Source organism: Actinomyces ruminicola (assembly GCF_900103885.1).
Classification (GTDB): domain Bacteria; phylum Actinomycetota; class Actinomycetes; order Actinomycetales; family Actinomycetaceae; genus Actinomyces; species Actinomyces ruminicola.
In genome coordinates this window covers 13,685-34,813 of sequence record NZ_FNIM01000001.1, presented here as the reverse complement: position 1 = coordinate 34,813, position 21,129 = coordinate 13,685, and the positions used below count along the sequence as shown (strand labels likewise).

22 protein-coding genes are annotated in these 21,129 nt (G+C 68.5%); 12 read left to right on the top strand and 10 right to left on the bottom strand.

Annotation, left to right across the window (positions count from 1 at the left end; genetic code table 11):
• Nucleotides 1-8: 8 nt before the first annotated feature.
• The 4 genes from infC (at nt 9) to BLR49_RS00160 (ending at nt 2,439) form a co-directional block, all read left to right on the top strand.
• A complete protein-coding gene (gene infC, locus BLR49_RS00175) occupies nt 9-656 on the top strand; it encodes a translation initiation factor IF-3 (protein WP_092531676.1) in 648 nt (215 codons plus the stop codon).
• A 130-nt stretch (nt 657-786) separates the two neighbouring features.
• On the top strand, nt 787-981 hold the full coding sequence (gene rpmI, locus BLR49_RS00170; protein WP_092531673.1) for a 50S ribosomal protein L35: 195 nt from the start codon (nt 787-789) through the stop codon (nt 979-981).
• 30 nt (nt 982-1,011) lie between these two features.
• Nucleotides 1,012-1,392 (top strand): 50S ribosomal protein L20, encoded by a 381-nt coding sequence (gene rplT, locus BLR49_RS00165; RefSeq protein WP_092531670.1) that lies wholly within the window; start codon nt 1,012-1,014, stop codon nt 1,390-1,392.
• A 138-nt stretch (nt 1,393-1,530) separates the two neighbouring features.
• Nucleotides 1,531-2,439 (top strand): TrmH family RNA methyltransferase, encoded by a 909-nt coding sequence (locus BLR49_RS00160; RefSeq protein ID WP_092531667.1) that lies wholly within the window; start codon nt 1,531-1,533, stop codon nt 2,437-2,439.
• A gap of 12 nt (nt 2,440-2,451) precedes the next feature.
• Here the strand turns inward: BLR49_RS00160 and BLR49_RS00155 are convergent, their stop codons facing one another.
• Both BLR49_RS00155 and BLR49_RS00150 read right to left on the bottom strand, forming a co-directional pair.
• The gene (locus BLR49_RS00155; RefSeq protein WP_176765711.1) at nt 2,452-3,108 is read right to left on the bottom strand and encodes a toll/interleukin-1 receptor domain-containing protein; all 657 of its coding nucleotides are present in this window, start codon (nt 3,106-3,108) and stop codon (nt 2,452-2,454) included.
• Complete coding sequence (locus tag BLR49_RS00150) at nt 3,101-5,500, bottom strand: TIR domain-containing protein (protein ID WP_092531661.1); 2,400 nt, start codon at nt 5,498-5,500, stop codon at nt 3,101-3,103. Before BLR49_RS00150 ends, BLR49_RS00155 begins: the two co-directional genes overlap by 8 nt.
• A 339-nt stretch (nt 5,501-5,839) precedes the next feature.
• On the opposite strand from BLR49_RS00150, the gene BLR49_RS00145 reads away from it, so the two are divergent.
• From BLR49_RS00145 to BLR49_RS00130, 4 genes are all read left to right on the top strand, one after another.
• Nucleotides 5,840-6,607, top strand: a complete 768-nt coding sequence (locus BLR49_RS00145) for an amino acid ABC transporter ATP-binding protein (protein WP_092531658.1) — start codon at nt 5,840-5,842, stop codon at nt 6,605-6,607.
• 89 nt (nt 6,608-6,696) lie between these two features.
• Entirely contained in the window at nt 6,697-7,686 is a 990-nt protein-coding gene (locus tag BLR49_RS00140; RefSeq protein ID WP_092531656.1) for a glutamate ABC transporter substrate-binding protein, read from the top strand.
• A gap of 92 nt (nt 7,687-7,778) precedes the next feature.
• Nucleotides 7,779-8,432 carry an amino acid ABC transporter permease gene (locus BLR49_RS00135; protein WP_092531653.1) on the top strand — a complete coding sequence of 218 codons (654 nt, stop codon included), beginning with the start codon at nt 7,779-7,781 and terminating at the stop codon, nt 8,430-8,432.
• On the top strand, nt 8,429-9,283 hold the full coding sequence (locus BLR49_RS00130) for an amino acid ABC transporter permease (protein WP_092531650.1): 855 nt from the start codon (nt 8,429-8,431) through the stop codon (nt 9,281-9,283). The genes BLR49_RS00135 and BLR49_RS00130 overlap by 4 nt, the downstream gene beginning before the upstream one ends.
• A gap of 286 nt (nt 9,284-9,569) precedes the next feature.
• On the opposite strand, the gene BLR49_RS00125 is transcribed toward BLR49_RS00130, so the two are convergent.
• Both BLR49_RS00125 and BLR49_RS00120 read right to left on the bottom strand, forming a co-directional pair.
• Nucleotides 9,570-9,929, bottom strand: coding sequence for a DoxX family protein (locus BLR49_RS00125; protein WP_086615108.1), 360 nt, complete (start codon nt 9,927-9,929; stop codon nt 9,570-9,572).
• Nucleotides 9,926-10,537, bottom strand: a complete 612-nt coding sequence (locus tag BLR49_RS00120; protein ID WP_092531647.1) for a TetR/AcrR family transcriptional regulator — start codon at nt 10,535-10,537, stop codon at nt 9,926-9,928. The genes BLR49_RS00125 and BLR49_RS00120 overlap by 4 nt, the downstream gene beginning before the upstream one ends.
• Before the next feature lie 265 nt (nt 10,538-10,802).
• Here BLR49_RS00120 and BLR49_RS00115 point away from each other — a divergent pair, with 265 nt between their 5' ends.
• Entirely contained in the window at nt 10,803-11,882 is a 1,080-nt protein-coding gene (locus BLR49_RS00115) for an inositol-3-phosphate synthase (RefSeq protein ID WP_092531644.1), read from the top strand.
• A gap of 84 nt (nt 11,883-11,966) precedes the next feature.
• Here the strand turns inward: BLR49_RS00115 and BLR49_RS00110 are convergent, their stop codons facing one another.
• From BLR49_RS00110 to BLR49_RS00100, 3 genes are all read right to left on the bottom strand, one after another.
• Nucleotides 11,967-12,362, bottom strand: coding sequence for a type II toxin-antitoxin system VapC family toxin (locus BLR49_RS00110; RefSeq protein ID WP_092531641.1), 396 nt, complete (start codon nt 12,360-12,362; stop codon nt 11,967-11,969).
• Nucleotides 12,359-12,616 carry a type II toxin-antitoxin system Phd/YefM family antitoxin gene (locus BLR49_RS13905; RefSeq protein ID WP_218121273.1) on the bottom strand — a complete coding sequence of 86 codons (258 nt, stop codon included), beginning with the start codon at nt 12,614-12,616 and terminating at the stop codon, nt 12,359-12,361. The genes BLR49_RS00110 and BLR49_RS13905 overlap by 4 nt, the downstream gene beginning before the upstream one ends.
• A gap of 94 nt (nt 12,617-12,710) precedes the next feature.
• The gene (locus tag BLR49_RS00100) at nt 12,711-13,193 is read right to left on the bottom strand and encodes a MarR family winged helix-turn-helix transcriptional regulator (RefSeq protein ID WP_092531636.1); all 483 of its coding nucleotides are present in this window, start codon (nt 13,191-13,193) and stop codon (nt 12,711-12,713) included.
• 32 nt (nt 13,194-13,225) lie between these two features.
• Between BLR49_RS00100 and BLR49_RS00095 the strand changes: the two genes are divergently transcribed.
• Nucleotides 13,226-13,576: a hypothetical protein gene (locus tag BLR49_RS00095; protein WP_092531633.1), complete on the top strand. Its 351-nt coding sequence runs from the start codon at nt 13,226-13,228 to the stop codon at nt 13,574-13,576.
• An 85-nt stretch (nt 13,577-13,661) separates the two neighbouring features.
• Here BLR49_RS00095 and BLR49_RS00090 read toward each other — a convergent pair whose 3' ends face one another.
• The 3 genes from BLR49_RS00090 to BLR49_RS00080 all read right to left on the bottom strand — a co-directional run bounded on the left by BLR49_RS00090 (nt 13,662) and on the right by BLR49_RS00080 (nt 17,162).
• A complete protein-coding gene (locus tag BLR49_RS00090) occupies nt 13,662-15,287 on the bottom strand; it encodes an ABC transporter permease (protein WP_092531630.1) in 1,626 nt (541 codons plus the stop codon).
• A complete protein-coding gene (locus BLR49_RS00085; RefSeq protein ID WP_092531627.1) occupies nt 15,284-16,243 on the bottom strand; it encodes an ABC transporter ATP-binding protein in 960 nt (319 codons plus the stop codon). Before BLR49_RS00085 ends, BLR49_RS00090 begins: the two co-directional genes overlap by 4 nt.
• A gap of 70 nt (nt 16,244-16,313) precedes the next feature.
• A complete protein-coding gene (locus tag BLR49_RS00080) occupies nt 16,314-17,162 on the bottom strand; it encodes a MerR family transcriptional regulator (RefSeq protein WP_092531624.1) in 849 nt (282 codons plus the stop codon).
• Nucleotides 17,163-17,370: 208 nt separating this feature from the next.
• On the opposite strand from BLR49_RS00080, the gene pheS reads away from it, so the two are divergent.
• Both pheS and pheT read left to right on the top strand, forming a co-directional pair.
• Nucleotides 17,371-18,459: a phenylalanine--tRNA ligase subunit alpha gene (gene pheS / locus BLR49_RS00075; RefSeq protein ID WP_092531621.1), complete on the top strand. Its 1,089-nt coding sequence runs from the start codon at nt 17,371-17,373 to the stop codon at nt 18,457-18,459.
• 1 nt (nt 18,460) lies between these two features.
• Nucleotides 18,461-21,115, top strand: a complete 2,655-nt coding sequence (gene pheT, locus BLR49_RS00070) for a phenylalanine--tRNA ligase subunit beta (RefSeq protein WP_092531618.1) — start codon at nt 18,461-18,463, stop codon at nt 21,113-21,115.
• The last annotated feature ends 14 nt before the right edge of the window (nt 21,116-21,129 follow it).

Below are 21,129 nucleotides of genomic sequence, written 5' to 3'. Positions count from 1 at the left end.
GAACAGTCATCAGCGAGCCCCGTATCAACGAACGGATCCGCGTCCCCGAGGTGCGGCTGGTCGGCCCCAGCGGTGAGCAGGTCGGCATCGTCCGGGTAGAGGACGCCCTCCGCCTGGCCGAAGAGGCCGGCCTCGACCTCGTAGAGGTCGCCCCCGACGCACGCCCCCCGGTGTGCCGACTCATGGACTACGGCAAGTTCAAGTACGAGTCGGCCATGAAGGCGCGCGACGCCCGGCGCAACCAGGCCAACACCCAGCTCAAGGAGATCCAGTTCCGTCCCAAGATCGACGAGCACGACTACGCCACCAAGATGGGGCACGTCGAGCGCTTCCTCAAGGGCGGGGACAAGGTCAAGTGCATCGTCCGCTTCCGCGGGCGCGAGCAGTCCCGCCCGGAGCTGGGCATCCGCCTGCTGCAGCGCGTGGCCGAAGAGGTCGCCGAGCTGGGCAACATCGAGTCTCACCCCCGCCAGGACGGCCGCAACATGGTCATGGTGCTGGCCCCCACCCGCAAGAAGGCGGAGGTCAAGTCCGACCAGCGTCGGCGCCGTGAGGCCGCCCGCGCCAGCCGCCGCGCCGAGAAGCAGGCCGCCCGGGCCGCACGCGAGGCCAAGGCGGAGGCAAAGGCCGCCGAGGAGGCCGCCGCGGGCGAATGAGCCCGCACCGGCAGCAGGTCCGCCCCCGCGGGCACGCGCACATACTGCACACATACCCAGCCCCGTCACACGACGAGGTCCGCAGCCCCCGACCCACCCGGCGTCGGGGACCGAGAATGAGGAAATAAACATGCCGAAGAACAAGACGCACTCCGGTGCCAAGAAGCGCTTCCGGGTCACCGGAAGCGGCAAGCTCATGCGCGAGCAGGCCGGCAAGCGCCACCTGCTGGAGGTCAAGTCCTCCCGCCGCAAGCGCAAGCTGTCCCAGGACCAGCCCGTGGCCCCGGCCGACGTCCGCCAGGTCAAGCGTCTGCTCGGTCGCTGATCAGCCCACAACACAACAAGGAGTCATCACATGGCACGTGTGAAGCGGGCTGTAAACGCCCAGAAGAAGCGTCGTACCGTACTCGACCGCGCCTCCGGCTACCGCGGGCAGCGCTCCCGCCTGTACCGCAAGGCGAAGGAGCAGGTCACCCACTCCGGCGTCTACGCCTTCCGCGACCGCCGCGCCCGCAAGGGCGACTTCCGTCGCCTGTGGATCCAGCGCATCAACGCCGCCGCCCGCGCCGAGGGCATGACCTACAACCGGTTCATGCAGGGCCTGGGCCTGGCCGGCGTGGAGGTCGACCGCCGCATGCTGGCCGAGCTGGCCGTTAACGAGCCCGCCGCCTTCAAGGCGCTGGTGGAGACCGCCCGTAAGGCGCTGCCCGCGGACGTCAACGCCCCCAATGCCTGATCCCGCGCCGCTTCTAGGCGCATCAGCGGTCGCCGCGCGCGTCCGTGACCACTGACCCGACCCCCGCACTCGATCCCCGCCGCTTTCGACGGGATTGGGATGCGGGGGTCGGCTTCGTATGGCCGGTAACCTGCGCGTATGAGTGCAACCGCGATCCTGGACAACCCCGCGGCCACCCGCATCACCCGGGTGGCCGGGCTGGCCCGCCGCTCCGCCCGCGACAAGCACCGCCGCTTCGCGGTGGAGGGGCCGCAGGGCGTGCGCGAGGCGGTCCGTCACGCGGCCGACTACGTGCTCGACGTCTACCTGACGCAGGAGGCGGCCCGAGCTCACGCCGACATCGCCGAGGCCGCCGCAGCCGCGGGCCTGTACACCCACCTGGTCACCCCCGAGGTCATGGCGGCCATGAGCGCGGACGCCCAGGGGGTGCTCGCCGTGGTGAGTACCGACGCCGTGGTGGCTCCGCCGGAGTCGGGAGACGGCGGGGGAGGGGCGGAGGCCGCCGCACCCGTGACGGAGAGCGACGCTGCGCGCGAGGCCGACGCCCTCGCAGGGGCTGCCCTGGAGGCGGCGCTGTCAGGTGCACGCCTGGTGGCCGTGCTCACCGAGACCCAGGACCCCGGCAACGCCGGCACCATCATCCGCGCCGCCGACGCCGCCGGCGCCGACGCCGTCGTGCTGCTTAAGGGCAGTGTGGACCCGACGAACCCGAAGGTCGTGCGCGCCACGGCCGGCTCCCTGTTCCACCTGCCGGTGCTCACCGGTGTCACGTTGGAGAAGGCGACTGCAGCCCTGCGAGCGGCGGGGCTGAGGCTGCTCGCTGCCGACGGGCACGGAACCATCAGCCTGTTCGACGCCGAGGCGGAGCTGGCGGCGCCGTCGGCCTGGCTGCTGGGCAACGAGGCCCGGGGGCTGGCGCCCGAGGCCCTGGAGGCGGCGGATACGGTGGTCTCGATCCCCATCTACGGGCGGGCCGAGTCCCTGAACGTCGCCTCCGCCGCCGCCATCTGCCTGTATGCCAGCGCCCGAGTGCAGGACCTCGGATGATGACTGACGCTTTTATGGGTCCAACGGCCCGATATGCCTTTTCAGCCAGTCGAGCATAGCCACCCTGCGCCGATAACGGCCTTCACCTATCCACTCAAAAGCATCCCTGACTTGACGGTTTGTTTCTGCCGCCTGCGTCACTCTGTTCCATTCGTCTTCCGATAGAGTGCCAGCCAGAATCAGCAGTTCGGCGCACTCACGGGTGGCTCTGTAACTGTCAGACGTCTCCAACGCGGACAGCAAGCTGTCAACTAGCGCCTCACGCGTGTTCTTCTGCTTTGCAAGCCACTGTACGACGTCCCTCGCGATCGACATCGGCCGGTCGGGGTCATCCGCGACCAACGCCTGAGTGCGCGCAAGAAAGCCCGCCGGGGACTCGCCGTCGGCGTACTGAATCCATAGGATAGGCACATGCCTTCCGAGCGCCCAGCCGATCTCCTGCTGGCACCACGGACGAGCTGAGTAACCTTTGGTACCCACGCTTACGAGGGCGGCGCTGGACTCCAACTCGGCGCGGATCGCCTGTTCCCAGTCGGTTCCTGGAAGTATTGCGTGCCGCGCCATGACGGCGTCAACATGCGCCTTCGACAGCTCATCGTGCAGTTCCTGCGCCGCCTTCCCGCCAGCAGCGCCCTCGTTATAGCTCAGGAACACCTTCACCTTAGGCATCGGTGCCTCCAGCATCCGTGGCGCAGGCACTGAGGCCACGCGCAATCAGGCCCGCCAGTTCCGAAGCGCGCTGCGTGGCGGCCAGACGCTCTAGATCTGAAGCATTCAGCCCCGTCAAGGTCGGATCGAACCCACTTGCGATCTCCTCGACGGCATCGCGGCAGGTCGGCAGCGCGCGGACGGCGGCGAGCGAAGCCTCTGACACCGGAATGCCCGCGCCAATCCCCAGCTCGTGTGCCAGGACGGCGGCGGCACCGCCGAAGCCGCCCGCGATGAATAGGGGCTGGCCGGCACGAACCGTGTACAGGGCCTCCTCAATGATTCCCGGAATGGCTCCCGCGTAGCCCTTGGAATCCGACTGGGAGGCGGGAGCCGTCTTCCCGCCGATCAGCAGCCTGGCGTCGCAGAATTGCGGCAGCACACCGCGCACACTGCTATAAGCCCGTGCGAGAAGCTCGGGGTCGGAATCGGTCCACAGCTGTGCCTGGTCAAGGTCGATCAGGCGCCCGTGCTCATCGACCACGTCGACTCGCCCAAAAGCAGCGAGAGCTTCCGTAACACGTGCGAGGCGATCCAGCGACTCACGCTTCGACAGGACCATGCGGGGCACGGTCAGGCTGAACATGTCGCCGGGATGGAGCCTTTGCCCGGCAGCGCGCGTGCCGGGGTGCCGGTGTTGCTCCTGCTTCGCAGCGTTGACATAGCGCACGACGGTATCGATTACCGCCGCCGTGAGATCCGGTGCATGGGTTCCGATGGCGCCCGCGTAGGTCACTCCGCCGCCGGCCAGCAGCATCATCTGTGCGACCTCCGCCACCGCCAACTCCAGATGGCGGTCGGACAGGCCGCGTGCCTCCAAGTCCGGACTCTTCGCCATGGAGATCCCAAGCATGCGCGTGGCGAGTGGGCGCTCCAGCGCCAGATTCGAGTTGTTCAGCGATGGCTCGCCATCGCCCCATACGCCTCCCGCAGCGAAGAAGGTGCGGGGCGTGAGCAGATGCACCTGGTCACGCTCATACCCGGACAGCGCGCAGAGATCGACCATGATCTCGTGCTCCGGTGGCAGCAGTGGCGGGTCCGGGTGCAGGAGCCAGAGGTGGTGATCCTGAGGGAAAGCCTGCTTGTGCGCGGTCAGAAAACTCGTGAGCATCAACGGCTCCGGCGGATGTACGGGGGCCGCATCGAAGCCGTCATTGTTGGAGCCACTCTCCGCAGCTGCATCCTGGGAAGACGCGCCCAGCCGCGCCTCGACATCGCGAGGAATCTCCTGGCGCCGCCACAGGGCCCGCTTGAGCGCCTCGTCAACCAGACGGTTCAGCGCCGTTATCACCGCCCGCTCCTGCGTGGCGGTCAGCGAGTCCCGGGACTCCAAGCCGCCTGCATCCCCGCCACGCTCCGTCGTCGAGTCCACCGGGTAGGCCACAGTGGGCACGTGGTCCATCAGGAATGATCCCCGCTGCTCGCCGCTGGTAAGCGAACTCAGGCACACAACGGGCATGTCCGCCTGCTTCGCCTCCAACACCTCCCGCTGTGTCCACTCCCGCGAGGCGTACTTGTCAGTGCGGACCATCAGCAAGGCACTGTGACTGGCACGATCGCGTATAGCGGCGTCCCACTCCTCCCCACCCTGGAGATCATGAAGATCAATGAATGTAGCAAGCCGGGTCCGGTTGGCTAGAGCCTGAACCTTGGCAACCGGACCATGCGGAGTGACACTCACATGGTCCGCCCGGGGTATGTCATCGCGGGCGTGAGACACGAAGACGGTGATTCTTACAGGATCCCCGGGCTCTCGCAGCAGTTCCTGGACGATCGTCTGACCGAGATCGCGTGCCAGTGCTCCGTGGGCGGCAGCGGGATCGCCGTTGATGATCTGCTGCAGGCCGCGGCTGCCGGAAACCCCTTGGCGCTCCAGCAGCCGGGCAACAGGAGTGCCCTGCGACTCGATGCGATTCTCGGGCATCACCGGCAGGACGAGGATCTTGCCGGGAGCTGCGTCGTCGTCCCGCAGGCGCAGCAGATCCTCCAGGTACTCGCGCCAGGGCCCTTCCTTCATACTGGCCTGGACCAGGTGCCGACCAACCACCACGAGTATTACGGAGAACATCGCCGGGGAGTGCGTAGCCGCGGGCCCACTACCGGCACTGCCGACCCGGGTTGTGATCGCGGGCGGGGTGTCGGATCCCGGGGCGGGCTCCGACCGCCCGTAAACCTCCACCGCACCGCCCGCCAGCCCGGAGAACACGTCGGAGTGGTAGTGGTCGAACAGGGCGTTGCGGATGTCCCTTCCGATCCTGTCTCCGGGATGCCAGACCACGAACACATCCAGGACGGTGGGGGAGGGAGCTGGTCGGCGGGGAGCGACTGCGGTGTCGATGACATCAGGGGTCATGGCTGGATGTTAGTTCGCAACGCGGCTGTACGGCCTCTTCCTCAACTACTGAACCTCGCCGCGTCTCAAACACCGAGACGGCGCTGTGAGGCCGCTCCCAGGTGGCGCGGCCGGAGGCGACTCGCGCACGTTCCTACCTGCGTCGGGTGCTACTGTGCACGCAGCGCGCGCAGCACGATCCGCCCGGATCGGAGCCGGGGCGCCGCAACGGTGGCCGGGAGGGCCGGTCGCCGCGGACCCGAACCGAAGGGAACGCAAGTGGTCATGCGAATGTGTTGCTGTTGCTGTCGTTGAGACAGTCCCAGTCCCATTCGCCCTAATATCGAGAAGAGGCTCCTAATGCCTGCTCCCGCCACCCCTTCCAGCCCTGAGTACCCGCTCGTGCGCATCAGCCACGTCAGCAAGTACTACGGCGACTTCAAAGCGCTCGACGACGTCTCCCTGGATATTCACCGCGGCGAGGTGGTCGCCGTCATCGGCGCCTCCGGCTCCGGCAAGTCGACCCTGTGTCGCACCATCAACCGGCTCGAGACGATCCAGTCCGGCACCATCGAGATCGACGGTGAGCTCCTGCCCGAGGAGGGGCGCGAACTGGCCCGCCTGCGCGCCGAGGTGGGCATGGTCTTCCAGTCCTTCAACCTCTTTCCGCACCGCACCGTGCTGGACAACATCACCCTCGCGCCCACCCGCGTGCGCAAGGTGCCCAAGGCCGACGCCGAGGCGCGCGCCCTCCAGCTGCTCGAGCGCGTCGGCCTGGCCGACCAGGCCGCCAAGCGCCCGCCGCAGCTCTCAGGAGGCCAGCAACAGCGGGTTGCCATCGCTCGCGCCCTGGCGATGGACCCCAAGATCATGCTCTTCGACGAGCCCACCTCCGCGCTCGACCCGGAGATGATCAACGAGGTCCTCGACGTCATCAAGGACCTGGCCGCGGAGGGCATGACCATGCTCGTGGTCACCCACGAGATGGGCTTCGCCCGCTCCGTCGCCGATCGGGTGGCCTTCATGGACGGCGGCCAGATCGTGGAGCTCGGCGCCCCCGCGGAGTTCTTCGCCGCTCCGCGCACCGAGCGGGCCCGCGACTTCCTGTCCAAGGTGCTCAGCCACTGAGCCCAGCCCTCCGTCTCACCATCAACCTGTGGCCGCCTGCCGGCCTCTAAATGCCAATCCATGCCCTGCCCGCTTCGAAAGGAAACACCATGTCCGTCTCTGTCAACTTCTCCCGCCGCGGCCTGCTGACCGCCGCCGGTGCCGCCTCGGTTGCCGCGGTGCTGGCGGCCTGCGCCGACACCGGCGCCGACGGCCAGGCGATCGACTCCTCTGCTGACGCCGTCGACTACGACACCGTCATCAACTCCGGCCCGGTAGCCGCCGACGACGTGGTGGCCGCCTCCACCTGGGCCTCGGCCATCAAGAATGCGGGTGTGCTGAGCACCGGCGGCACCAAGACCTCCGAGGTGTTCTCCCTGGAGGACCCCGCCACCGGGAAGGTCTCCGGCTTTGACGCCGCCCTCGCCCAGGCCCTGGCCCGCTACATCATCGGAGGGGACGACGCCCGCTCCCTGCTGGAGGTAACCCAGGTCACCTCCGACACCCGGGAGACCATGCTCGAGAACGGTCAGGTGGACGCCGTCTTCGCCACCTACACGATCACCCCCGAGCGCGCCGAGAAGATCGCCTTCGCCGGCCCCTACTACTCCTCCGGCCAGTCCGTGCTGGTCCGCGCCGACGAGACCGGCATCAACGGCGTAGACGACCTGGCCGGCGTGAAGGTCGCCGTCCAGTCCAACTCCTCCTCCGGCCCCGCCCTGGACGAGGCCGCCCCCGAGGCCGAGCAGGCGCAGTTCCAGGACCACTCCAGTTGCGTCGCGGCCCTGGAGGCCGGTCAGGTGGATGCCTACGTCGTCGACCAGTCCCTCGAGCTCAGCGAGGTGCAGTCCAACGACGCCGTCAAGATCGTCGGCGAGCCCTTCACCGAGGACCCCTACGGCATCGGCCTGCCCAAGGACTCCGACGCCCAGGAGTTCGTCAACACCTTCCTGCAGACCATCTACGACGACGGCACCTGGAATGCCATCTGGACGGCCACCATCGGCGCGATCATCGGCGGCGAGGCCCCCGAGCCGCCCGTAATCGGCTCCGTGCCCGGCTCCGAGACGGCAGCCGCTACGGCGTCGGCAACCGACTGAGCCGGACCAACACCAGTCCGCTCGCACTGCAACACGTGTAGGGGCGGCCCGCCCTCCGGGGCGGCCGCCCCGACATTCCGGAGGAGGTGCCCATGAATGTCATCACCGACAACCTCGGCATGATCGGCCAGGGGCTCGCTACGACCCTGACGATAGCCGTCATCGGCTACGCATGCGCGCTCGTCGTCGGCACGGTGATCGCGGTCTTCCGCGTCAGCCCGATCCCGCCGCTGCGTGTCCTGGGCGCCGCCTGGGTGACGGTGGCCTGCAACATCCCCACTCTGTGTCTGATGATCCTGGCGGCCTTCGCCGCGCCGCGGGCGGGCGTGCCGCTGTCGCTGTTCGCCGCGGCCGTCACCGCCATCGTCTTCTCCGCCTCCGGCTTCGTGTGCGAGACGGTGCGCTCAGGCATCAACTCCGTGTCCAAGGGACAGATCGAGGCGGCCCGCGCCCTGGGCATGCCCTTCGGGCTGATCATCGGCGCCGTGGTGTTGCCGCAGGCGCTCGCCCGCACCATCCAGCCGCTGGTCAACATCTTCATCTCCTGCCTGATCGGATCGTCTCTGGCCGCAGCGATCGGCGTGCCCGAGCTGACCAATGTCACCCAGCAGCTCAATCTGCGTTATGCCCAGGCGGTGATCACCTTCCTCACCTCGGGACTGACCTACCTGGCGATCGCCTTCCTGGCCACCCAGCTCGGCGGTCTGCTGGAGCGCCGCATCGCTGGAAGAGAGGCCCGCGCATGAGCGCCCTGACCGCACGCACTCCCACCCGCTCGGCCGGCGCCAGCGACGCCGACCTGCTCTTCGACGCCCCCGGCCCCAAGGGGCGGCGCCGCATTCTCATCGGCTCGGTGCTCGTCACCCTGATCATCCTGGCGCTTGCAGCAGCGGCCCTGATGCAACTCGATCAGGCCGGCCAGCTCGCCTACCCCAAGTGGCGCTACTTCCTGGGACAGTCCGTGGTCGGCTACCTCGGGAGGGCCCTGGCGGACACCCTGCTGGTCACCGCCGTCGGCGCCGCCCTGTCCTTCCCCCTGGGAGTCGGCCTGGGCTGGGTACGCACCAGCCGCAATGCGTTGGTACGCATGGTGGTCGGCGCCTGGATCGACACCATGCGCGCCATCCCCATGCTGCTGCTGATCTACTTCTTCCTGCTGGCGGTGCCGCGCTGGGGGCTGACGCTGCCGCCGTTCTGGATGCTCACCGTGCCCATCGTCATGTGCTCCTCGGCGACTACGGCGGAGGTCTTCCGCGCCGGCGTGCTCGCCCTGGACCGCGGCCAGACCGAGGCCTCCCAGGTGCTCGGGCTGAGCGCGGGGCAGACCATGCGCCTGATCCTGGCGCCCCAGGCGCTGCGGCTGATGCTCCCGACGCTGATCACCCAGCTGGTGACGATCCTGAAGGACTCCTCGCTCGGATACGTGGTCGCCTACCTGGAGCTGATGTACGCCGGGCGCCTGCTCACCTCGTCGGCGCGGGTGACCGCCCATCTCGATGTCTATCTGCCTGCCTACGTAATCATCGCGGTGATCTACGTAGTCATCAACTGGGCCCTGGGGGCACTCGCGCGGCGCGTGGAGGCGCGTACCCGCTGAGACGGCGTGTTCGAGAGCCGTCGGTGTCACTGGATGCACCACTTTTTGCGGTCGAGTAGTTAGGGCAGGTGCGTTTACCCCTGGATGTCGGGGGAGGAGCCTGATGCTTATGTGGAGCCGACCAGGAAAGTGGTGCATCTGGTGACAGGAGAGCGGCGTGGTCCCGTGGCGTTACGCCTATGGACTATGCGCGTCGCCTCCAGTAGCCCACCAGCGCGACGGGCCAGATGAGCATGGGCGCCTAGGCGGTAATCTGTGACTGATGCGGTGATGGCCGGGAGAGGGGCTAGCCGACGAATGACGCGATGGCGGTTGCAGTGGCCAGGGTTAGCATGCCCAGGCAGTTGATCCACAGCTCGCGGCCCATGAACCCTGCCCTGACGTGGGCGACGACGGCGCACAGGAAGTAGCAGATCACGCCTGTGTTGGCGGCGAGCGCGACTCCCGGCACGCGCAAACCGATAAGCAGGCCGACGGCCGCCAAGACCTTGATGACAATAAGAGTCCACCACCACTGCCGCGGAAATCCGACTCCGGTGAGGCAGTTACGGATGAAGGCAGGAGGTCGCAGCGACAAGGTGGCGTCACCCAGCAGTACAACTGCGAGGAGGACCACCAGCCACGGAAAGTGAGGGAGCAGTGTCATTGGTTGTGCTCCTCGGTGGAGGCTGTCAGGAGCGGGTGGACCGCGTCGCGCACCCGGCTGCAGAGTGCGTCCGTCCCGGCTCCCGGGATGGATACCCATTCGAGAAGTGCGCCCAGATAGGCAAGGTATGCAGTTGTGGCACGCTGTTTGGCGGCCGTTGTCGAGCAGTCGGTGGCCGCAGCAAAGATGTCCTGGAGTTCGTTGATCAACTCCTCCCGCAGTTCGCTGAAGACTCTCGAACTGTGAGCGCCGGAGATGAGCACCGCTCCGTAGGACCGGGCGAGGTCGGGGCTACTGGCGAACAAGTCGATGAAGGGAGAGAGGATGTCAAGGATCGCCTGTGCGCCATCGCCGCCACCTTCAGACCGCACTTGTGTGCGGCTGGTCGGAGGGTGACCGGTGTGTAGCGCCTCTATGCGTTCGTCAAAGCATGCAACCAACAGGCCGCTCTTATCTCCGACGTACATGACGCTTCCTACGCTGACGCCGGCGTCCGCCGCGATGTCCTTAATGGTCGTCGCGTTGAAACCTCTTTCCTCGAACAGCCTTCGCGAGCTTGCTAAGACTCGGGCCCTGGTGGCATCGCGTGATTCGGCGCGTGTGGGCATCGACCCTCCTTGGACTCGGCCCTACTTAGAACGCGTTCACTGAACGCGTTCGCTGAGCGTGTTCAGCTAGCGTACCGATTCTTCCGCGCGACTGCAAGGCCCACACCGGCAACGAGCCGCTGACTCTGGTGCGCCGACCGGGCGCCGAGGTGCGTATTCGCTGAATGCCGCTATTCACGGGCGTGACATGCCTTGACCAGGGCGGATGGCTAAAATCGCGCGCGTCAGATCCTCGAACGGCCCAATGGGCCGATTAGGAGAACAGATGAGCAAGATACGTGTCGCCATCGTCGGTGTGGGCAACTGCGCGTCGTCGCTGGTGCAAGGCGTCACCCACTACGCCGACGCCAAACCGACCGACACGGTGGGCGGCCTGATGCACGTCCAGTTCGGCGACTACCACGTCTCGGATATCGAGTTCGTGGCCGCCTTCGACGTCGACGCAGCCAAGGTCGGGCTCGACCTGGCCGACGCCATCAACGCCTCGCAGAACAACACCATCAAGATCGCCGACGTCGCCCCCACCGGCGTGAGCGTCCAGCGCGGCGTCACCCTCGACGGCTTCGGCAAGTACTACCGCGAGACCGTTCAGGAATCCAGCGAACCCCCGGTCGACGTCGTCCAGGCGCTCAAGGACGCCCAGGTCGACGTCGTGGTCTCCTACCTGCCAGTGGGCTCGGAGGAGGCGGACCGCTACTACGCCCAGTGCGCCATCGACGCCGGCTGTGCCTTCGTCAACTGCCTGCCGGTATTCATCGCCTCCGACTCGGCCTGGGCGCAGAAGTTCACCGACGCGGGCCTGCCGATCATCGGCGATGACATCAAGTCCCAGATCGGCGCCACCATCACTCACCGAGTGCTGGCCAGACTCTTCGAGGAGCGCGGCATCACCATCGACCGCACCTACCAGCTCAACGTGGGAGGCAACATGGACTTCAAGAACATGTTGGAGCGTGAGCGGCTGATGTCGAAGAAGATCTCCAAGACTCAGGCGGTCACCTCCAACGTCTCCAAGCAGTTCGCCGAGAAGGACATCCACGTCGGACCCTCCGACTATGTCGGCTGGTTGGACGACCGCAAGTTCGCCTTCGTGCGCCTGGAGGGCCGCAACTTCGGCGGCGCTCCGGTCAGCCTGGAGTACAAGCTCGAGGTCTGGGACTCCCCGAACTCCGCCGGCGTGGTCATCGACGCCATCCGGGCCGCGAAGATCGGCCTGGACCGGGGCATCGGCGGGCCGCTGCTGTCCCCGGCGTCCTTCTTCATGAAGTCCCCGCCGCAGCAGCGCCCCGACGAGGAGGCCATGGACTCCACCGAGGCCTTCATCCGGGGCGACATCGAGCGCTGATCAGCAAGGTCGTTGCGCCCATATAAACGGGGTCGCGGCAGTGAAGACTGCCGCGACCCCCGCGGTATCGCTCCGCGTAAGGGATCACTTCGGGGCGGCCAACGCCAGCCCTCGCTGCACCGCGGCTTGCCGCATCGCCTGGTCGTAAGTGAGGAGCAGGTCGGAGCGTACGTCCAGAGCAACTGCGAGGTGGATCGCGTCTGCCGCGCGCAGCCCCGCAGAATCCCGCGATGCGTTGAGTAGTTGCTCCCGGGTTATGTCGATGAGTTCAACCCCAGACAACAAGAGCGCGGCGGCCTGCTCATCGAGTTGTCGGTGTCGCTTCGCGGCGCAGTGCAGTTCGGTGTGTAGCAAGAAGGAGGAGCACAGGAACATGCCGTTCGCGGTCCCCTCGGTCAGCCAGGTGGCTAAAGGACCTGACTCGACTTCCTCGATGAGAAGCTTGAGCGCTGCGGAGGTGTCCAGGTAGCAAATGGTCATTGCTCACCGCGCAAGTCGTCCAATACATCTTTTGAGCTGAGGCCTCGCGCGCGTTTGAGGGCGTTGAAGTCTGTGGGGACTGCGGGGCGCGTGGCCCCTTGCCGCCGCAGTAGCGCTAGGCGGTCCTGGGTGATAGGCACAAGCTCGGCTACGGGACGTCCGTTGTTCGTAATCTCGAAACTCTCGCCGGCCTCCACTCGGCGGAGGATTGCGGCGCTGTCGTTACGGAGCTCGCGGTGCGGAATCGTAGTCATAATCATCACTCCGTAGCAAGCGGAGCATGTATCGCGTGCTCGAGTATCCGATGCGGGTTGTGGTCCCCAGCGGCGATCAAATCCTGTGACTGTGCTACGGATTCCGGTCTTGGTGTGTGTTGAGCTCCGTCAACAGTGTGCTTAAGGCAGCCCGGCCTGCGGGGGAGAGGGTGCTGCGGATATCGGTGTCCAACGCTTCGGCCGCCGCAACGGCGCTGGCGAGCAGCCGCCGCCCCTCGGGGGTGATCTCGATCTTGTGAGCCCTGCGATCGCTGCGACTGCGGGTCTTGCTTACGGCCCCGAGGTCCACGAGCTGGTCCACTAGCGTCACTACCAGGCTTGGCGCCACACGCAGCCGCGTCGCGATGTCGCGCTGCGAGGTCGCCGGCCCGGCGTCAACGACGGCCAGCAGGCCCACCTGCTTGTGAGTCAGTCCGGTCGGAGCGATCTGCTCGGCGAAGCTCCTGGTGATCTGTGCGCCGACCATGCCCAACTGGAAACAGGCGGCGGACAGGATCGCCTCGCCGCCCCGATCCTCTTTTGGCTCCACAAGGACGATGATACTGTACTGAATCATTCACTACTGAACGATTCAGGTAGGTGGTTTGCATGCCATGGTGGTTGGCGCTTCTGAACTCCGTCATGGGCGTCGTGTCGGCGATTGCCGCTGCGGCGGCATTGCTCCGCCCGGGGCTGCTGGCTCCGGGCAGCACAGGCGCCGACGGTGATCGCTTCTATCCGGCGATGTACGCGGCAAGGGCGGTACCGCTAGGTGTGTTGGTTGCGGTGACCGTCTGGCTGACGCCCGTGTATCCGCTGACCCAGGCCGTCTTGACCGTTGCCGCGCTCGCTCAGCTCGGTGACATAGTGACCGGCATAGCGCGTAGGCAGCCCGGCATGGCGGGCGGTGCCGTCGTTGCGGCCGCATGTCACGTAGCTGGACTTGCCGCGCTTCAGTAAATGTCGGCGTGACAGAGCCGATCAGTGACCATCTGTGGGGCGCGTGTCGGTCAAAACGCAGGCAACCTATCGGTCAAAACGCCGATCAGGTCCCGACCAGGTCGCGACGCCGGTAGGCCATCAGCCCGACGGCGGTGCCGACCGCCCCGACGGCCGTCTGCACCGCCAGCGGTACCCAGTCGGGGTCGCCGACGACATCAAGGTAGTGTCCCAGTACGCTGAGGTCCTGCGCCCACTGCGGCAGGTCCATCATGCCGGCGAGCAGCCGGGCGAAGGCGCTCCAGGCGATGACCGCCCACACGATCCCGAAGCGTCGCGGTGCCACGCCGACCACCGCCAGAGCGATGCCGATGGCCGCCAGCAGGCCCGGCAACTGGCTGACGGTGAACACGAAGGCCCGCTCCACGGCATGATCCTCGGTCACCTGCGTGGCCGTGACTGCGGCCAGCACCGCTCCGCACAGCACCAGCAGAATCGTCCCCACCACTACCGCCGAGGCGGCCTGCATCAGGAACAGACGCCAGCGCGGCACTCCGACGGCCGCCTCGGCCTCCACCAGGCCGACGCCCTCATCGGCGGCAAGCCGGCCCGCCTGCCCCGTTGCGGCCACCGCGATCAGCAGTACCAGCATGACCGTCATCAGTGACATGAACTGTTCCATCATGTCGGCGCCGGCCTGTACCAGCATGTTCACGTATTCGGCGATGCGCTCATCCCGCATCATGTCCAGGATGCCCTCGGTCGTGGATCCGAACAGCGCCGAGAAGCAGGCCACCGCCGCCATCCACGCCAGTGTCGTGCGCACGGACAGGCGCCCGAGCAGGTCGGCGTAGCCGCGCACGTGCCATCGGCGTGCGCTGGTCGAGCGGTCGGGCAGGTAGCCGTCGGCATACTCCCGGTGGGCGTACAGTGTTCCGGCTGTTGCCACTAGTGCCCCGCATATTGCGGTGCACACGGCCAGTGGCACGGGGTCGTCGTCGGTGTAGGGGGCGACCAGGTCGCGCCAGCCCAGCGGCGTGAGCCACCGCAGCCAGGTGACCTCCCATTGGTCGGCCGCCACCCGCAGCATGAAGACAACCCCAACACATGCCAGTGCCAGCGGGCGGGCACCGGCGGCGCTGCGCGCCAACTGGCAGACCACTGCAGCCAACCCCGCGAACCCCCAGCCGACGATCGCGGTCACACCGGCCAGCGCCCATCCGCCCGAGACGGTCAGCGCCTCATATTCCTGGGCCTCAACCGCCAGGGTGGCGCCTACCAGGACGGTCAGGACCGCCACCGCCGTCCAGATCACCAGTACCGGGGCGAGGAAGGGGACCCAGCGGCCGGTGCCAGTGTCCCGCAGCAGCTCCGTGAGGCCCTCGTCCTCATCGCCGCGCAGCAGGCGGCAGGTCAGCAGCACCGCCATAAGCGCGGTGCACACCAGCAGGTAGGTGGCGCCCTCCCACTGCACCAGCTGGCCGATTGTCCCCGGGTAGGGGAGCTCGCCGTACAGCAGGCGCGTGCCCGGGGAGGCGCGCAGCGCCTCGACGACGGGATTATTCGCCGCAACAACGCCCGCATCGGCGAAGTAGGCGTCCTGATAGGCCGGCGCGAAGGAGGCCATGCCCAGCCACAGCGGCAGGATCCAGGCGAGCGCCTGCAGGCGCAGCCTCCTGGCGGTCAGCCGCAACGCGCGGGACATGCCGCGCAGCTCGTCGTGGGTGCTCATCCGCGCACCTCCTCGTAGTGACGCAGGAACAGGTCCTCCAGGCTCGCCGGCCGGCAGATCACGTCGGTCGCACCCTGCGCGGCCACGGCCGCGAGCACCTGGGGTACCCGGGCGGCGCCCACCTGCACGCTCAGGCGGCCGTCCTCAATGGATAGGGCGTCTGCCAGCTGCGGCAGTGACGCGGCGATGCCGCGCAGCAGGTCGGCCTCGCCGCCCACCTCGATCTGGGTGCGGGCCAGCTGCTGCAACCGGGCCAGGTCGCCCTGCTCCACCACCCGCCCGTCCTTGATAATCGTCACCGCGCTGCACAGGCGCTGCACCTCGGCGAAGATATGGCTGGACAGCAGCACGGTGCGCCCCTGCGCCGCGGCGCGGGTCACCTCCTGCATGAAGACCTGCTCCATCAGCGGATCCAGACCACTGGTCGGCTCATCGAGGATCAACAGGCGGGTGGGCGCGGCCAGTGCCGCCACCAGCGCCACCTTCTGCCGGTTGCCCTTGGAGTAGGTGCGCACCTTCTTGGTCGGGTCCAGGGCGAAGCGCTCGATCAGCTCGTCCTCCCGGGCGCGATCCCGCCTGCCGCGCAGCCCCGCCAGGGCGTCGAGCGCCTGCCCACCGGTCAGGTTCGGCCACAGTGCCACGTCCCCGGCCACATAGGACACCTCCCGGTTGATCTGGGGCGCCTCCCGCCGCGGGCTGCGGCCCAGTACCCGTACCCGCCCGCCGTCGGGGTGGTACAGCCCCAGCAGGGTGCGGATGGTGGTGGACTTTCCGGCCCCGTTCGGGCCGAGGAAGCCGTGCACCTGCCCGGCGGCGACCTCCAGGTCGAGCCCGTCCAGAGCAGTGAAGCGACCGAAGCGCTTGACCAGGCCCTCCACGCGGATCGGGGTGTCGGCGTCGGGCGGGTTCGTCGGGTGCACTACGGCCGTGCGGCCGCTTTTGTGGCGTGGGGTCATTGGCGGTGTCCTTTCATATCGATGCGGAGCAGGGGAATTCGGGATGGTTGTTATAGAGCAGCGGGGCGGCTCAAAGCGTGGGATCATCGCCCGCCAGGCGGTGAATCACGACGGCGAACTCCTGGTCGGCCAGGAGCAGCTCCAGAAAGCGATCGAGATACAGGTGCTGCGCCGGTCCGGTGTAGGTGTCGGTGATCATCTGGGTCAGCCGCCAGGTGGTACGACCCGGCGACCCGGTCGGAAAGTCGGAGAATGCCGCCAGCGCCGTACGACGATGCCGGAGGGTGTAGTCCCAGGTCTCCTCGGCCAACTGGATGGCCGCGGTGCGCGCAGTGTCGCCGTGCAGCTGCTCCAGGCGGGCGATCTCGGCATAGATGCGTACGCCCGCCTCCCACTCGGCGTCATCCAGCTCGGCCAGGAAGGTGCCGATGCTGTCGGGCACCAGCCCCAGGGCGGACAGCGCCGTCACCACCTGCCGCTCGGCCCGCAGCCCGCGGATGTTCAGCCCCTCCTCCTCCAGGCGTGCCTGTACGGCGTCGTAGAAGCGCACCAGCAGCTGGGGGATGGGCTCGAGTCCCTCCCCGTCCTCGACCCGGGCGATCAGTTCGTCGATGCGCGCCTCCTGCGCCTGCAGCTCGCGGCGACGCGCAATGACCGTCTCACGAGTGGCCCGCAGATTGTGCAGCACCGACTCGCGGTCGGCGCCGCCCGGATCGCCGGCGAGTACCTCGGCGATCTGCGCTAGGGAGAGCCCGCCGTCGGCCAGCCAGCGGATCCGCATGAGCCGGGCGAGGTGCGCCACCCCGTACTCCCGCCGCCCGCGCACGGTCGGTGGCACCGGCAGTAGCCCGAGCCGGTGGTAGTGACGCACCGCCCGCGCGGTGGTGCCGGCCAGATCGGCGATCTCCTTCACGCGCATGCGCCCATCTCAACAGGTGACGTAACGTCACCGTCAAGCACCCTGCGCAGGTGCGCCGAGGCGACGGCTCGGTTGGGCTGACCGGACGCCCACCGTCCGACGCCGGCCTGCCGCGCATGCGGCTGCTCCTGAGACGATTTCGGGCACTCGCACGGCCCGGACTAATCTGACCCCGGATCTCCGACTCAACTGGTGGAAGGCAACCCATATGACTGACGCCCCCGGCGCCCTCTCGCCGACGGACGAGGCCGGCGTCAACGCCCTCGTCGACGAGGCCATCGCCGCCATCGCCGCCGCCGGCAACCTGGCCGAGCTGAAGGAGACGCGCCTGGCCTACACCGGCGACGCCTCCGCCCTGGCCCTGGCCAACCGGGAGATCGGCCGACTTCCGGACCGCGCCGCGAAGGCCGCCGCCGGCAAACTGCTCGGCGGCGCTCGCGGCCGCATCGGCGCCGCCCTGGCCGCACGCCAGGAGGTGCTCGAGGCCGAGGCCGAGGCCGAGATGCTGGCCACCGAGGCCGTCGACGTCACCGTGCCCACCGACCGCGCCGCAGCGGGCGCCCGCCATCCCCTGGACGTCCTGGTCGATGAGGTCTCCGACTTCTTCACCGCCATGGGCTGGTCCATCGCCGAGGGCCCGGAGGTGGAGCACGAATGGTTCGACTTCGACGCCCTGAACTTCGACGCCGACCACCCCGCCCGCCAGATGCAGGACACCTTCTACATCGACGGTGACTCCGTGGGCGGTCAGCCGGGGGCGACGGCGAACCTGGTCCTGCGCACCCATACCTCGCCCGTGCAGGCCCGCGTCATGCTGGAGCAGGCTCCGCCGATCTACGTGGCCTGCCCCGGCAAGGTATTCCGCTCCGACGAGCTCGACGCCACCCACACCCCGGTCTTCCACCAGGTCGAGGGCCTGGCCGTGGACAAGGGACTGACCATGGCCCACCTCAAGGGCACCCTGGACCACTTCGCCCGCGCCATGTTCGGCCCCGAGGCCCGCACCCGGCTGCGCCCCTCCTTCTTCCCCTTCACCGAGCCCAGCGCCGAGATGGACCTGTGGTTCCCCCAGAAGAAGGGCGGGCCCGGCTGGATCGAGTGGGGCGGCTGCGGCATGGTCAACCCCAATGTGCTGATCGCCTGCGGCATCGACCCCGAGGTATACACCGGCTTCGCCTTCGGCATGGGCCTGGAGCGTACGCTCATGCTGCGCCACGGCATCGCCGACATGCACGACATCGTCGAGGGCGACATCCGCTTCTCCCAGCAGTTCGGAACCACCGGAAGGGGAAACTGACATGCCGTACGTCCCGATCGAGTGGCTCCGCGAGCACGCCGACGTCCCCGGCGGGACGAGCGCCGCCGACCTGGCCGCCGACCTGGTCAGGGTCGGCCTGGAGGAGGAGCGCATCGTTCCCCCCGCCGTCACCGGCCCCCTCGTCGTCGGCCGGGTGCTGACCCGCGAGGCCAAGGAGCAGAAGAACGGCAAGACCATCAACTACTGCCGGGTTGACGTGGGCGCGCACAATGACGCCCCCGGCACCGGCAAGGAGCCCTCGGAGCTGCCCAGCCGCGGCATCGTGTGCGGCGCCCACAACTTTGAGGCAGGCGACCACGTGGTGGTATCCCTGCCCGGCGCGGTCCTGCCCGGCGACTTCACCATCGCCGCCCGCAAGACCTACGGGCACATCTCCGACGGCATGATCTGCTCCGAGCGCGAGCTCGGCATCGGCAACGACCACTCCGGCATCATCGTGCTGGAGCGCTGGCTGTCCGCCCAGGGCCGCGACGGCGAGGAGATCCCCGCCCCGGGAACAGATGCCATCGGCCTGCTCGGCCTGGGGGAGGAGGTCCTGGAGATCAACATCACCCCCGACCGCGGCTACTGCTTCTCCATGCGCGGGGTGGCCCGCGAGTACTCGCACGCCACGGGTGCCCGCTTCACCGACCCGGCCGACGGCGCCAATCCCGACCTGTTCCCGCACGGCGTCGCCGCCGGAGGCGAGGACGGCTTCCCCGTCCGCTTCGCCGAGGACACCTCCCCGATTCACGGCCGGCCCGGCGTGGACCGCTACGTGGCCCGGGTGGTGCGCGGCATCGACCCCGGCGCCACCTCCCCGAAGTGGATGCAGGACCGCCTGATCGCCGCCGGGATGCGCCCGATCAGCCTGGCCGTCGACGTCACCAACTACGTGATGCTCGACCTGGGCCAGCCGCTGCACGCCTTCGACCTGAACAAGCTGGCCGCTCCCATCGTGGTACGTCGCGCCCGGGCGGAGGAGACCCTCGCCTTCCTCGACGAGGTCACCCGTTCCCTGGACGCCGAGGACCTGCTGATCTGCGACTCCCCGTCAGGGGAGGGATCCCGGCCGCTGGTGCTGGCCGGCGTGTTCGGCGGCGCCGAGACGGAGATCGACGCCGAGACCACCGACGTGCTGATCGAGGCCGCCCACTTCGACGCCGTGTCCATCGCCCGCTCCGCCCGCCGCCACAAGCTGGCCACCGAGTCCTCCAAGCGCAATGAGCGCGGCGTGGACACCGAGCTGGCCCCGGTGGCCGCGCAGCGCGCCGTAGACCTGCTGGTCCGCTACGGCGGCGGCACCGCCGATGACGCCGCCACCGACGTCAACCGCACCGCCGCCCCCGCCCCGCTCGTCATTCGCGCCGACGCCGCCGAGCGCCTGACCGGCGTCGCCTACGGCACTGCTCGCGTCACCGAGCTGCTGCGTGCCATCGGCTGCACGGTCGAGGGTGCGGGCGCCGACGCCGACGGTGCTGAGCTCCTCGCGGTCACGCCGCCCACCTGGCGTCCGGACCTGGTCGGCGCCGCGCACTTCGCCGAGGAGATCGCCCGCCTGGACGGCTACGACAACATCGCATCGATCGTGCCGGTGGCCCCCGCGGGCACGGGCCTGACCGTGCGGCAGCGCGCCCGGCGTGACATCGTGCGCGCCCTGGCCGACGCAGGGCTCACCCAGGTGCTGTCCTACCCGTTCATCGGTGACATACACGACCGGCTCGAGCTCCCGGCCGACGACCCGCGCCGGGCGGCGGTGCGCCTGGCCAACCCGCTGGCCGACGACGCCCCGCTGCTGCGCACCAGTGTGCTCGACTCCCTGCTGGAGGTCGCCCGCCGCAACGTCTCCCGCGGCCTGGAGGACGTGGCCGTCTTCGAGCTCGGCTCCGTCACCCACCCGGCCGGGACCGTGCCGGCCCCCATCCCCGGGGTGGAACGCCGTCCCACGGAGGAGGAGGTCGCGGCGCTCAGGGCCGGCATCCCCAACCAGCCCACGCACGTGGGCATCGTCCTGGCCGGGGACAGGGAGCGCGCCGGAGTGCTGGGAGCGGCCCGCCCCTGGGACTGGGCCGATGCCATTCAGCTCGTGCGCACGGTGGCGGCGGCTCTCGGCGTTGCCGTAGAGGTCACGGCCCCGCAGACGCCTTATGCGCCCTGGCACCCCGGCCGCACCGCCGAGGTGCGCCTGGAGTCGGTGCGCCGGGGACGTGAGCTGGTGCCCGGCGCGCTGGCGGCCCATGCCGGCGAACTGCACCCGCGCGTCGCCCGTGAGCTCGGCCTGCCGGCTCGCACCTGTGCCGTCGAACTCGACCTGGAGCCGTTGCTGGCGGCTGTCGCGGAGGCGGGCGTGGCGCAGGTGCGGCCCGTGTCCACCTTCCCGGCCGCCAAGGAGGACGTCGCACTCGTCGTCGACGAATCGGTTACCGCCGCCGCAGTTGAGCAGGTGGTGCGGGAGGCCGCTGGAGAGCTGGTGGAGGAGGTGCGCCTGTTCGACGTCTTCCGCGGCCCTCAGCTGGGGGAGGGGCGGAAGTCTCTGGCCTTCTCCCTGCGCCTGCGGGCCCCCGATCGCACGCTGACCGCCGAGGAGACCGCCGCGGTGCGCAAGCGCGTGGTCAAGCGCGCCGCCAAGCGCCTGGATGCCGAGCTGCGCGCCTGACTGACTGTGGAGGT